This is a genomic window from Microbacterium sp. SORGH_AS_0505, from assembly GCF_030818715.1.
Taxonomy (GTDB): domain Bacteria; phylum Actinomycetota; class Actinomycetes; order Actinomycetales; family Microbacteriaceae; genus Microbacterium.
This window is the reverse complement of record NZ_JAUTAT010000001.1, coordinates 2,196,505-2,209,092: the sequence shown is the minus strand read 5'-3', so window position 1 is coordinate 2,209,092 and position 12,588 is coordinate 2,196,505. Positions and strand designations below refer to the sequence as shown.

Annotated in this window: 12 protein-coding genes and 1 tRNA gene; 4 read left to right on the top strand and 9 right to left on the bottom strand. The window is 70.5% G+C overall.

Annotated elements, in window-relative coordinates; translation table 11 throughout:
* Positions 1 to 4: 4 nt before the first annotated feature.
* Both QE428_RS10860 and QE428_RS10855 read right to left on the bottom strand, forming a co-directional pair.
* Complete coding sequence (locus QE428_RS10860) at positions 5 to 1,018, bottom strand: tRNA (adenine-N1)-methyltransferase (protein ID WP_307469039.1); 1,014 nt, start codon at positions 1,016 to 1,018, stop codon at positions 5 to 7.
* Entirely contained in the window at positions 1,015 to 1,695 is a 681-nt protein-coding gene (locus QE428_RS10855; RefSeq protein WP_091353026.1) for an HAD family phosphatase, read from the bottom strand. Before QE428_RS10855 ends, QE428_RS10860 begins: the two co-directional genes overlap by 4 nt.
* 78 nt (positions 1,696 to 1,773) lie before the next feature.
* Here QE428_RS10855 and QE428_RS10850 point away from each other — a divergent pair, with 78 nt between their 5' ends.
* Entirely contained in the window at positions 1,774 to 2,637 is an 864-nt protein-coding gene (locus QE428_RS10850) for a PAC2 family protein (protein ID WP_091353022.1), read from the top strand.
* 10 nt (positions 2,638 to 2,647) lie between these two features.
* Here the strand turns inward: QE428_RS10850 and QE428_RS10845 are convergent, their stop codons facing one another.
* From QE428_RS10845 to QE428_RS10825, 5 genes are all read right to left on the bottom strand, one after another.
* Positions 2,648 to 3,481, bottom strand: a complete 834-nt coding sequence (locus QE428_RS10845; RefSeq protein ID WP_091353020.1) for an undecaprenyl-diphosphate phosphatase — start codon at positions 3,479 to 3,481, stop codon at positions 2,648 to 2,650.
* A gap of 9 nt (positions 3,482 to 3,490) precedes the next feature.
* Positions 3,491 to 4,789 (bottom strand): M20/M25/M40 family metallo-hydrolase, encoded by a 1,299-nt coding sequence (locus QE428_RS10840; protein ID WP_307469031.1) that lies wholly within the window; start codon positions 4,787 to 4,789, stop codon positions 3,491 to 3,493.
* 91 nt (positions 4,790 to 4,880) lie between these two features.
* Positions 4,881 to 4,965: transfer RNA gene (locus tag QE428_RS10835), tRNA-Leu, on the bottom strand.
* A gap of 105 nt (positions 4,966 to 5,070) precedes the next feature.
* Entirely contained in the window at positions 5,071 to 6,174 is a 1,104-nt protein-coding gene (locus QE428_RS10830) for a VIT1/CCC1 family protein (protein WP_091353010.1), read from the bottom strand.
* An 80-nt stretch (positions 6,175 to 6,254) separates the two neighbouring features.
* Positions 6,255 to 8,096, bottom strand: coding sequence for a DEAD/DEAH box helicase (locus tag QE428_RS10825; protein WP_307470729.1), 1,842 nt, complete (start codon positions 8,094 to 8,096; stop codon positions 6,255 to 6,257).
* 101 nt (positions 8,097 to 8,197) lie between these two features.
* Between QE428_RS10825 and QE428_RS10820 the strand changes: the two genes are divergently transcribed.
* Positions 8,198 to 9,040 (top strand): SGNH/GDSL hydrolase family protein, encoded by an 843-nt coding sequence (locus tag QE428_RS10820; RefSeq protein ID WP_307469024.1) that lies wholly within the window; start codon positions 8,198 to 8,200, stop codon positions 9,038 to 9,040.
* Between the two features lies 1 nt (position 9,041).
* Here the strand turns inward: QE428_RS10820 and QE428_RS10815 are convergent, their stop codons facing one another.
* On the bottom strand, positions 9,042 to 9,833 hold the full coding sequence (locus QE428_RS10815; protein ID WP_133399483.1) for an RNA methyltransferase: 792 nt from the start codon (positions 9,831 to 9,833) through the stop codon (positions 9,042 to 9,044).
* Between the two features lie 102 nt (positions 9,834 to 9,935).
* On the opposite strand from QE428_RS10815, the gene QE428_RS10810 reads away from it, so the two are divergent.
* Entirely contained in the window at positions 9,936 to 10,781 is an 846-nt protein-coding gene (locus tag QE428_RS10810; RefSeq protein ID WP_091352993.1) for a Sir2 family NAD-dependent protein deacetylase, read from the top strand.
* 28 nt (positions 10,782 to 10,809) lie between these two features.
* Complete coding sequence (locus QE428_RS10805; protein WP_091352990.1) at positions 10,810 to 11,415, top strand: histidine phosphatase family protein; 606 nt, start codon at positions 10,810 to 10,812, stop codon at positions 11,413 to 11,415.
* Positions 11,416 to 11,430: 15 nt separating this feature from the next.
* On the opposite strand, the gene QE428_RS10800 is transcribed toward QE428_RS10805, so the two are convergent.
* On the bottom strand, positions 11,431 to 12,585 hold the full coding sequence (locus QE428_RS10800) for an acyl-CoA dehydrogenase family protein (protein ID WP_307470726.1): 1,155 nt from the start codon (positions 12,583 to 12,585) through the stop codon (positions 11,431 to 11,433).
* Between the last annotated feature and the right edge of the window lie 3 nt (positions 12,586 to 12,588).

The following is a 12,588-nucleotide window of genomic DNA, read 5'->3' as shown; positions in this document are numbered from 1 at the left end:
TCGTTCAGTCTAGGGTCTCGCCGGAGCGATCCTCGGCAGCCTGCCGCGCCCCCTCGACGGCCTTCTGCGCGTCGCGCACCCGCTTGCGGAGGTTCTTGTCGGTGATCTCGCGATCGCCGACGGCGCCCGGCGTCCACGCCTCGACGTCCTCGTCCGCGTAGGACGGCTTCTTCAGCGCGCGCTTGCGGACATCGGGCGGCATCGCTCCCGGGGCGAGACGGCGCGCCGTGAGGAGGAAGCCGGTGTGGGCGACCATCCGATGATCGGGACGGACGGCCAGCCCCTCGACGTGCCATCCGCGCACCATCGTCTCGGTCGCCTCGGGCTCGGTGAACAGCCCGGAATGACGGATGTACTCGGCGACCCGGCTCAGCTGCGTCGCCGTCGCGATGTAGCAGAGGACCACACCACCGGGGGTGAGCGCCTCGGCGACGACGTCGATGCATTCCCACGGCGCGAGCATGTCGAGCACGACGCGGTCGACGCCGCCGGGTTCGGTCACCTCGGGGAGCTTGTCCCCCAGGTCTCCCACGACGACCTGCCACGACTCGGGGTAATGCCCGAGGAAGGTCTCGACATTGGCCTCGGCGACCTCGGAGAACTCCTCGCGGCGCTCGAACGAGAGCAGACGGCCCTCCGGACCGATCGCGCGCAGTAGCCACAGTGAGAGGGCGCCCGACCCGACCCCGGCCTCGACGACGGTGGCGCCGGGGAAGATGTCGGCAGAGGCGAGGATCTGGGCGGCATCCTTCGGATAGACGATGGCGGCACCGCGGGGCATCGACATGACGAAGTCACGGAGCAGAGGCCGCAGGGCCAGGTACTCGTGACCGCCGCTGTTGACCACGACCGACCCGTCGGGCTGACCGATGATCCCCTCGTGGCGGAGCACGCCGTGGTGCGTGTGCAGCTCGCCGCCCTCGCGGAGGGTGACGGTGTGCAGGCGACCCTTGGGGCCCGTCAGCTGAACGCGGTCGCCGATGCGGAACGGACCGCTCGGGCGCAGGTCGGCGCTCACGCCCCGACCCCCTGACGCACGCGGGTCAGCACCGCGGCGACGTCGGCAACCGTCCGACCTTCGAGGGTCGGCCAGAGCTCGTGAGCGCCGACCTCGTCGAGAGAGACCATGTGCGGGATGCCGACGGTCACCGTCCCGGCCGCGACGGCCGAACGAGCGCCCGTGATCGAATCCTCGAACGCGACGGTGTCGACGGGGTCCACCCCCAGCGCCTCGCAGGCCTGGAGGTAGGGGTCCGGATGGGGTTTGGGGCGCGTGACGTCGTCGCCTCCGATGACGACGTCGAAGGCCTCGAAGTCGATGAGCTCGGTGATGCTCCGTGCCATCCGGCTCATCGACATCGTGACGAGCGCGGTCGGGATCCCGGCATCCCGCAGTTCGCGGAGGAGTTCGCGCGCGCCGGGACGGAAGGGCACGCCCTCCTCGCGCAGCTGACGCATGACCTCGTCGGTCAGGTGGGCGACGATCTCGTCGACCTCCATGCGGACGCCGGCGCCCTGCAGGATGCGGGCGGCGTCGTCGAGGCCGAGTCCCACCATCCCGAGAGCGTCGTCGTGGGTCCAGGCACCGCCGAACCGCTCCACGAGCGGGGTCTCGGCGGCCATCCAGTACGGCTCGGTGTCGACGAGGGTGCCGTCCATGTCCCAGAGGACCGCGGCGGGGAGGGGGGAAGTCACCGGTCAATGCTACGCGAGCGCATCCGCCCGCCCCGGGGACGGCGGCGTATCGTGGGGGTACCGACAGAGAGGACGTCCGTGCAGGGACTGGGACAGCGGGTGCTCGTGATCGCCGTCGACGGCTGGAACGATGCCGGAGAGGCGGCGACCGCTGCGGCCTCTCAGCTGCGTACGGCGGGGACGTTCGAGAAGGTGTTCGGCGTCGACCCGGAGCTGTACTTCGACTACCAGTACACGCGGCCGCAGATGCAACTGGATGCCGACGGCTCCCGTCGCCTGGTGTGGCCCGACGCGACACTGTGGCGTCCGGCGACTCCCCGCGAGGACGGTCCCGACCTCTGGCTCCTCACCGGTACGGAGCCGGCGCGCGCCTGGCAGGCGTTCTCGGCGGAGTTCATCGATGCCGCCCTCCGGGAGGACATCACCGGCATCGTCGCGCTCGGCTCGATGATGAGCGACGTCCCCCACACCCGCCCGATCTCGGTGTTCGCCGGCTCCGAGAACGAGGAGCTCCGCTCGTCGCTCGGACTCGAGCGATCGACCTACGAGGGGCCTGTCGGCATCCTGTCGGCGCTCGCCGCGGCCGGTGAGGCAGCCGGCATCCCGACGGCAGGCCTCTGGGCCAGCATCCCCCACTACGTCGCCGGCCACACGCCCTCGCCCAAGGCGACGCTGGCGCTCCTCGACAAGCTCGAGGAGATCACCGGCGCCACGATCACTCGCGGCGCCCTGCCCGCGGACGCGCTCGCGTGGGAGGCGTCGGTGGATGCCGCCGCCGCCGACGACGAGGAGATGACGGAGTACATCCGGCAGCTCGAGACCGCACGCGACGCCTGGGACTCCCCCGAGGCATCCGGAGACGCGATCGCACAGGAGTTCGAGCGCTACCTGCGTCGTCGCGGCGACGGGCCGCGCGGGCCGAAGGACGACCCCCGCCGCTGACGCTCCACGCTCAGTAGGCCTGCAGCACCCCGAAGGCGAGCAGGATGAGCAGCACGATGCCGAGGACGACGCGGTAGAGCACGAACGGCAGGAAGCTGCCGCGCTTCAGGTACCGCATCAGGTAGGCGATGACGACGAGGCCGACGCCGAACGAGACCACGGTGGCGATCGCGGTCTCGCCGAGGGTGAACGGCGACTGACCGGGCTCGCGGATCGCCTGCAGGAGCTCGTACAGACCGCTGCCGAAGACGGCGGGAACCGCGAGCAGGAACGCGACCTCGGCCGCCGCGGGACGCGTGTAGCCCATCGCGAGCGCAGCCGTCGTGGTGGCTCCCGAGCGCGAGACGCCCGGGACGAGGGCCAAAGACTGGGCGATGCCGAGGGTGAGGCCGTGACCGACCGTGAGGTCCTTCTCGGTGCGGACGCGCTTTCCGAGCGCATCGGCGACGCCGAGGATGATTCCGAAGACGATCAGCACGATCGCCACGAGCCAGAGGTTCCGGAACGTGTCGCGGATCACGTCCTGGAAGAGGAAGCCGAGCACGCCGATCGGGATCGTGCCGATGATGACGATCCAGCCCATGCGGGCGTCGGGGTCATTGCGGGGCACGCGCCCGGTGAGCGACTTCGCCCACGCGGCGATGATCCGCATGATGCGCGTCCAGAAGTAGACCAGGACGGCGAGCTCCGTGCCGATCTGCGTGATGGCGGTGAAGGTCGCACCCGGGTCCTGCGCATTGGGGAGGAACTCCCCCACGATGCGCAGATGAGCGCTCGAGGAGATCGGGAGGAACTCTGTCAGGCCCTGGACGATACCCAGGATGATGGCGTCGAGGATCGACATGGGGGCCTTTCAGTACGTGCGGATCAGATCGGTGAGCACGCGCTGCCCGAAGACGAGCGCGTCGATCGGGACGCGTTCGTCGACACCGTGGAACATCCCCGTGAAGTCGAGGTCGGCGGGCAGTCGCAGCGGTGCGAACCCGAACCCGGCGATGCCGAGCTCGGCGAGGGCCTTGTTGTCGGTCCCTCCCCCCATAAGGTACGGGATGACCGGGATTCCGGGATCGTGGCGCCCCAGCGCGCCGACCATCGCGTCGACGAGGTCTCCGGCGAAGGGAACCTCGAGCCCGATGTCACGGTGGACGACCTCGATGCGGATGTCGTCTCCGACGATCCGCTGCACCTGCGCCAGGACCTGGTCCTCGTGCCCCGGCAGGGTGCGGATGTCGATCGCGGCGGTCGCGGCATCCGGGATCACGTTGTGCTTGTACCCGGCGGTCAGCCCGGTGGGGTTGGTCGTGGTCCGGAAGGTGGAGCGCAGGAACGCGGATGCCGCGCCCGCCGTATCGGCGACGGCGTCGGGATCGTCGGCCAGGGTCCCCGAGAGATCGGCGAGCGATCCGACGAGCTGTCGCGTCGTCGAGGTGAGTTCGATGGGCCAGCCCGTGCGGCCGAGGGCCGCGACCGCCTCGGCGAGACGCGTCACGGCGTTGTCGGGGTGGTGGCGGCTGCCGTGTCCGGCCTGCCCCGTGGCGTGGAGCCGGATCCAGATGAGCGCCTTCTCGCCCACCTGCAGCAGGTAGGCGCGCTCGTCCCCCACGGCGATCGAATAACCGCCGACCTCGCTGATCGCCTCGGTCGCACCGGCGAACCACTCGGCGCGGTCGCGGACGACCAGTTGGGAGCCTTCGACGCCGCCGTTCTCCTCATCGGCGAAGAAGGCGAGGATGAGGTCTCGCTCGGGGCGCTCACCCGCGCGAAGCAGATCGGCGACCGAGGTGAGGATCATGGCGTTCATGTCCTTCATGTCGACGGCGCCGCGGCCCCACAGCATCCCGTCCTTCACGGCGCCCTCGAAGGGGTCGACGCTCCAGTCGGCCGCCACCGCGGGGACGACGTCGAGGTGGCCGTGCAGGATGAGCGCGGGCTTGTCGGGGTTGCGTCCGGGCACCCGAGCGACCACGTTCGTGCGCCGCGGAATCGGTTCGTAGTACTCGGGCGTCAGCCCCAGCGACTCGAGGTAGGCGCCGACGTACTCGGCGGCCTCGCGTTCCCCGTTGGCGCGACCTTCGCCGTAGTTCGTGGTGTCGAAGCGGATCAGATCGCGGGCGACGCGCGCGACCTCGGGCAGATCGTCGGGAGCGGACATGCCGCCCACGCTACCCGCGGCGAAGGGGCGGTCCCTGCCACCACCCCGGAAACGAGAAATGGGCCCCTCTCGGGACCCATTTCTTCCTCTGTGCGCGAGGGGGGACTTGAACCCCCACGCCCTATTCGGGCACTAGCACCTCAAGCTAGCGCGTCTACCTATTCCGCCACCCGCGCAGAGTTTTTTCCCTTTGTTTCCTCCGGGATTTCGGTTTCGCAACCGAGGATCGACAGTAGCACGTTCTGAGCGGTCCGAATAATCGGGCCAGGCGTGCAGCCCGATCAGGCGGCGGACACGCCGAACAGCAGCCCGAGCAGGTAGGTGATCGCCGCAGCCCCGAAACCGATCGCCAGCTGACGCAGCCCGCGGCGCAGCGGCGGTGCACCCGAGAGCAGACCGACGGTAGCTCCGGTCAGGAGCAGCGCGAGCCCCACGAGGGCGAGTGCCAGAGCGACGGCCGCGAGGCCCGAGAGTCCGAAGATCCACGGCAGGACCGGGATGACGGCACCCGAGGCGAAGAACGCGAAGCTGGATGCCGCGGCTCCGAACGCAGAACCGACGGACTCGAGGTCGGCGGGCGGCTCGGCCGCACGCCGGTACGGGACGGCACGGTCGCTCGCCTGTGCCGTCGCGACGACCTGCCGCGCCCGCTCGAGAGCCTCATCTTCGCCGAGGCCCCGCGTCCGGTAGACGAGGGCGAGTTCGTTCGCGTCGAGGTCGAGATCCGGGAGGACGTGGTCGGTGTCGTTGTTCGGGTGCGTGGCCTCGATCAGCTCGCGCTGCGACCGGACCGAGACGAACTCCCCCGCGGCCATCGACAGCGCACCGGCCAGGAGACCCGCGACGCCGCTGAACAGGACGAACTGCGGCGCGACCCCTGTGGCGCCGATGCCCATGACGAGCGCGAGGTTCGACACGAGTCCGTCGTTCGCGCCGAAGACGGCGGCGCGGAAGGTGCCCGAGAGGCGCATCCGTCCGCGCGCCGCCAGGCCGCGGACGACCTCGCCGTGGATCTTCTCGTCGGCGCGCATGGCCGGCGTGGCATGGGGGTCGTCGTCGTAGGGCGAGCGGTTCTCGGCGTTCTGCGCGAGAGCCAGGACGAAGATCGACCCGAACCGACGGGCCATCGTGGCCAGCAGGCGGGTGCGGACCGACGCACGCGGGAGCCGGGCCGGCTCCCCGCCGAGGAGACCCAGCCAATGGGCCTCGTGACGCCCCTCGGCCTCGGCGAGCGCCTCGAGGATGTCGCGCTCCTCCCCGTCTTTACGGGCGGCGAGCTCTCGATACACGCGCGCCTCCGCGCGCTCGTCGGCGAGGTACGCGGCCCACCGCCGTCGATCTCGAGGGGTGGCGTCGGGAAGGGGCGTCGCGTCGATCGTGCTCATGTCCCTCTCACGCTAACCAGCGCGCGGGACGGAGACGGCCCGAAAGCCGGAACTGCCAGCATTTCGGGGATCCGAAGGGGTCAGGAGTGGACGCGCTTTCGCAGCACCTCGATGCGCGCCTGCAACTGCGCCACGGTGGCGCGGGCGACCTCGGGTCCACCGCACACCCGCCGGAGTTCCGCGTGCACGGCGCCGTGGGGTTCGCCGCTCTGCCGCGCGTAGAGACCGACGAGGCTGTTGAGGAGCTGCCGCTGCTCTCTGAGCGTGCGGTGGAGCGCCGGCGGCAGCGTGTTCTCCGGTTCTCCGGTCGCCTCCGCCGTCGTCTTCTCCTGCGCTTCCCGCGCGTGGCGGTGGCGGGTCTGCCGGGACTGCCGCTGCATGAGCAGCTCGTGCACGTGCTCCGGCTCGAGGAGCCCGGGGATCCCGAGGAACTCCTCCTCCTCCAGTGTCCCGGGCACGGCGAGCTGACCGAACTCCTTGCCGTCGTAGAGCACGCGATCGAAGTGTGCGCTCGACCCGAGAGCCTGGTAGCTGCCCTCCTCGATGAGCGAGTCGGACGCCTTGTCCTCGCGCTCGGCCTCTTCGAGCAGCGAATCCTCGAGGCCGTCGTCGTCGCTCTCCTCGCGATCGAGCGCATGATCGCGCTCGCGTTCCATCTCGTTCGCGAGGGCGAGCAGCGGGGGGACGTTGGGCAAGAAGACGGATGCCGCTTCGCCGCGACGTCGTGCGCGGACGAAACGCCCGATGGCCTGCGCGAAGAACAGCGGCGTCGAGGCACTGGTCGCGTAGACCCCGACCGCGAGCCGCGGGACGTCGACGCCTTCGGACACCATCCGGACCGCGACCATCCACCGGGTCGTCGACTGTCCGAAGGTCTCGATGCGCCCCGAAGCGGCCTTGTCATCCGAGAGGACGACCGTGGTCGGCTCCCCCGTGATGTCGCGGAGGATCGCGGCGTAGGCGCGCGCGGCGGTCTGATCCGTCGCGATGACGAGGCCCCCGGCATCCGGGACGTCCTGTCGCACTTCGGTGAGACGGCGGTCTGCGGAACGCAGGACGGCCGAGATCCACTCCCCCTCGGGGTTGAGCGCCGTCCGCCATGCCTGGGAGTTGATGTCCTTCGTGTTGTCCTGACCGAGGTGGGCTTCGTATTCGTCGCCCGCCTTCGTCCGCCACTTCATCTGCCCGGCGTAGACGTGGAAGAGCACGGGACGCACGACGCCGTCGGCCAGCGCCCGGCCGTACCCGTAGTTGTAGTCCGTCCGCGAGAGGCGGATGCCCTTGTCGTTCGGGTGGTACTCGACGAACGGGATGGGCGCGGTGTCGCTGCGGAACGGGGTCCCCGACAGCAGAAGCCGCCGCGTCGCGCGGCCGTACGCCTCGCGGAGCGCGTCGCCCCAGCTGAGCGCGTCGCCGCCGTGGTGCACCTCGTCGAGGATCACGAGGGCGCGAGAGTCCAGGACGAGGCGCTCGTGCACGGACGCCTTCACCGCGACCTGCGCGTAGGTGACGGCGACCCCGTGGTAGTGCCGCGCCGGCGAGAAGTGCTTGTTGCTGAACCGCGGGTCGAGGCGGATCGAGACGCGGGCCGCGGCATCCGCCCACTGGGTCTTCAGGTGCTCGGTCGGGGCGACGACGATGATGCGGTCGATGATGCGACGCCGCATCAGCTCGCTCGCGAGACGGAGGGCGAACGTCGTCTTGCCGGCGCCGGGGGTTGCGGCCGCGAGGAAGTCGCGTGGTCCCCCACCGACCCCGTCCGGCCCGTCGGTCTCGAAGTACTGCTCGAGAGCCTCGGCCTGCCACGCGCGGAGGTTCTGCGCCGTTCCCCACGGCGCGCGCTGCGGGAACGCGGGAGAGAGGTGCTCGGCGGCGAAACTCCCGAAGTGGGGCTCGTCCGAGGCCGCCCCCTCTTCGCTCATCATCTCGCTCGTCACGTCGATCCACCCTAATCGCGACCGGGGACACCGGTCGTCGATCGGGTGCGGCGGCATCCGGCGGGTAGCCTCGATGCGGAGGTGCCATGCGCGAGAACGACCAGGTTCCGGACGAGAACCGTTCGCCCTACGTCCCGAATGCGACCGCCCACCCGTGGCGGCGGATGGTCTCGATCGGAGACTCCTTCACGGAAGGCATCGGCGACCCCTACCTGGATCGCCCGGGTGAGCACCGCGGCTGGGCCGACCGCGTCGCGGCCGTGCTGTCCTCGCAGGTCGATGATTTCGCCTATGCGAACCTCGCGATCCGCGGCAAGCTCATCCGCCAGATCGTCGACGCCCAGATCGAGCCCGCGCTCGCGCTGAAGCCCGACCTGATCACCCTCTCCGCCGGCGGCAACGACGTGATCCGTCCGCAGGGTGATCCGGATGCCGTGGCGGAGCTGTTCGAGGATGCCGTCGCCCGCCTGTCTTCCCAAGGCGCGACGCTGCTGATCTTCACCGCGATCGACACCGAGTTCACGCCGGTCTTCCGCGGCATCCGCGGCCGCGTCGCGATCTACAACGAGAACATCCGAGCGATCGCCGACCGCTACGACTGCATCGTGGCCGACCAGTGGGCGCTGAAAGAGGTGCAGGATATGCGCTTCTTCGACGACGACCGCCTGCACTACAACTCGCTCGGACATCACGAGGTCGCACGCATGGTGCTCCGCGCGCTCAACGTGCCGAACGACCTTCAGCCGATGGCGCCCGAGGCATTGCCGACGACGACGTGGCGCGCGGCGCGGGCGAACGATCTGGTCTGGGCGCGAGCGCACCTCGTGCCGTGGGTCCTGCGGCGTCTGCGTCACCAGTCTTCGGGCGACCACGTCACGGCCAAGCGCCCCGAGGCGCTGCCCTTCTCGGCGATGCCGCCCGGCGACTGAGTCAGCGGAGGGCCCAGAGGGCGACGGCTGCCGCGGACGCGACATTGAGCGAGTCGACACCGCCCGACATCGGGATGGTGACGACCGAATCGGCGGCGTCGAGGGCCGAGGTCGACAAGCCCTCGCCTTCGGACCCCATGAGGATCGCCAGCCGCTCCGGTCGGGCTGCGGCGAACTCGTCGAGCGACAGGGCGTCGTCCGACAACGCCATCGCCGCCAGGTGCACCCCCGCCGCCGCGAACAGGGGCGCGGCGGCATCCCACTCCGGAAGGCGCGCCCACGGCACCTGGAAGACCGTCCCCATGCTGACCCGGACGCTGCGTCGGTAGAGCGGATCACCGCACCGGGGCGAGACGAGGACGGCATCGGCGCCCAGCGCGGCGGCGGCCCGGAAGGCGGCACCCACGTTGGTGTGGTCGACGATGTCTTCGAGGACGACGACCGTCCGCGCGCCGTCGAGCAGCTCCGCCGGCGCGGGCTGGTCGGGGCGGTGCATGGCGGCGAGCGCTCCCCGGTGGACGGCGAATCCGGTGAGCTGCTCGGCGACGGTGTCCGGGACGACGTAGACGGGAGCGTCGCCGGCGAGCACGGCGACGTCGTCGACCCATTTCTCCTGCACGAGCACGGACCGCGGCCGGTGCCCGGCACCCACCGCCCGGGAGATCACCTTCGCCGACTCGGCGATGTAGAGACCCCCCTCGGGCTCGGCGATCCGGCGCAGAGCCGTGTCGGTGAGTCCCCGGTAGTCCGACAGACGCGGATCCGACGGATCGTCGATGCGGATCATCGTCATGGCCCCATGCTGTCACGGGCGGGCTGTCACGGCGGGCTGTCACCGGGGGTCGTGACCTCCGCGAAACGACGACGGCGTAGGCTCGATCCCCTGAGGAGGGCCATGAGCGTGCTGGACCTGGATGCCGAGACGACGACCGCCGTGGAACGCGCGGCCGACGCGCTCGCCGGGCACCGCGTCGCCGTGCTGACGGGCGCCGGTGTCTCGACGGACTCCGGCATCCCGGACTACCGCGGCAAGGGCGCTCCCGTGCGGACGCCGATGACCGCGCAGCAGTTCCTCGCCGACGACGGGTCGCGGCGGCGCTACTGGGTTGGAAGCCATCTCGGGTGGCGGACGTTCGCCGCGGCAGCTCCGAACGAGGGCCATCGGGCGCTTGCGGCACTCGAGCACGCCGGCATCGCGTCAGGCGTCATCACGCAGAACGTGGACGGGCTGCACGTGCGCGCCGGCAGCAGACGCGTCGTCGAACTCCACGGCACGATGCGGCGGGTGTCGTGTCTGCACTGCGGTCAGGTCTTCGATCGCCGCGATCTGGCGGTGCGGATCGAGCGCGACAACCCCTGGATCACGGTGCCCGAGAACGTCGAACTCGGTCCCGACGGCGACGTGCTGCCCGGCGCGAGCGACGGTTTCGTCATCCCCGACTGCTCCGTCTGCGGCGGGATGCTGAAGCCCGAGGTCGTCTTCTTCGGGGAGTACATCCCGCTGGAGAAGTTCCGTGAGGCGGAACAGCTCGTCCGCTCGAGCTCGGCGCTGTTGATCGCCGGCTCCTCGCTCGTGGTGAACTCCGGCATCCGCCTTCTCGAGCGCGCCCGCCGCCGGCGGCTGCCCGTCGTGATCGTCAACCGCGGCGAGACGCGAGGGGACACGCGCGCGACTGTCAAGATCGATGCCGGGACCTCCGAGGTGCTCACCGCCCTCGGCCGGGAACTCGCCGGTCGGTGAGACCGCACCGTCGTCGTAGGCTCGTCCGGTGACCCTTCTCACCCTCGTGCGCCACGGCGAAACCGATTGGAACCGTACCCGCCGGATCCAGGGGTCGACCGACATCCCGCTGAACGACACCGGACGGGAGCAGGCCCGCGCGGCTGGCCTCGCCCTCGCGGATGCGCTCGACCGGGACACCCCGACCGTCATCGTGTCGAGCGACCTGTCGCGCGCGAACGAGACGGCGCGCATCATCGCCGGCATCCTCGACCTGCCCGAACCGCGCACGTACCCCGCACTCCAGGAGCGCGGCTACGGGGACGCCGAGGGACTCACCGACACCGAGTTCTTCGACCGCTGGGGGCCTTGGGCGACGGCAGAGGTCCCGGGCGCCGAACCGTGGCCGGAGGTCACGACCCGAGCACTGCGCGGGATCGAGGAAGCAGTTGCCGATGCCCGCGCCCTGGTCGCACCCGAGGAACCGCACGTCATCGCCGTCGCCCACGGCGCGCTCATCCGCACCGTGATCTCTCACTCCACGTCGGGCGAGTACCCCGAGCCGGGCCACAAGCTGGTCAACGGCTCGGCGCACACCTTCCGGGTCGAGGACGACTGGCTGTCGCTCCTGACCTCGTCCGCGCTGCCCGTCTGAGCCGCCGGTCCGGGCTCAGGCGAGCCCGAGCGACCGCGCGATGAGGAGCAGCTGCACCTCGGTCGTCCCCTCCCCCACCTCGAGGATCTTCGAGTCGCGGAAATGCCGCGCGACGGGGTACTCGTTGATGAACCCGTTGCCGCCGAAGATCTGCGTCGCGTCGCGGGCGTTCTCCATCGCCGCATCGCTCGACGTGAGCTTCGCGATCGCCGCCTCGGTCTTGAACGGGCGCCCGGCGTCGCGCAGGCGTGCCGCGTGCAGCCAGGCCAGTCGTGACACGTGGACCCGCTGCTGCATGCGCGCGAGCATGAACTGGATGCTCTGGCGCGTGCCCAGCGTCTCACCGAAGACGACACGGCTCTTCGCGTAGTCGACGGCTGCCTCGAGGCATCCCTCCGCCGCCCCCGTCGCGAGCGCCGCGATCGCGATGCGGCCCTCGTCGAGGATGTGGAGGAAGTTCGCGAACCCGCGCCCGCGCTGGCCGAGCAGATTCTCCTCCGGCACCCGCGCGCCCGTGAAGACGAGCGGATGCGTGTCGCTCGCGTGCCAGCCGACCTTGTCGTACGCGGGCCCGACGGTGAACCCCGGCGTGCCGTGCGGGACGATGATCGTCGAGATCTCGCGCGCCGCGGCGCCCGGCTCGCTCGTGACCGCGGTGACCGTCACGAAGCGGGTGATGGAGGTGCCCGAGTTGGTGATGAACTGCTTCGCGCCGTCGATCACCCAGTCGCCCGCGTCGAGGCGTGCGGTCGTGCGGGTCGCTCCGGCATCCGATCCCGCCTCCGGTTCCGTCAGCCCGAAGCCGGCGAGCGCACGTCCGGCCAGCAGGTCGGGCAGGTATTCCTCGCGCTGCACGTCGGTTCCGAAGCGGAAGATCGGCATGGCGCCCAGGCTCACCCCGGCTTCAAGCGTGATGGCGATCGACTGATCCACACGCGCGAGCGCCTCGATCGCGAGCCCGAGCGTGACGTAGTCGCCGCCCTGGCCGCCGACCTCGTCGGGGAACGGCAGTCCGAACAGCCCCATGTCGCCCATCTGCGCGACGACGTCCATCGGCAGGGTCTTGGTGCGGTCGGCCTCGTACGAGACCGGCGCGACCACCTCGTCGGCGAACGAGCGGACGAGCCCGGCCAGCTCGACCTGCTCCTCCGTGAGGTCGTATCCCGTCATCGG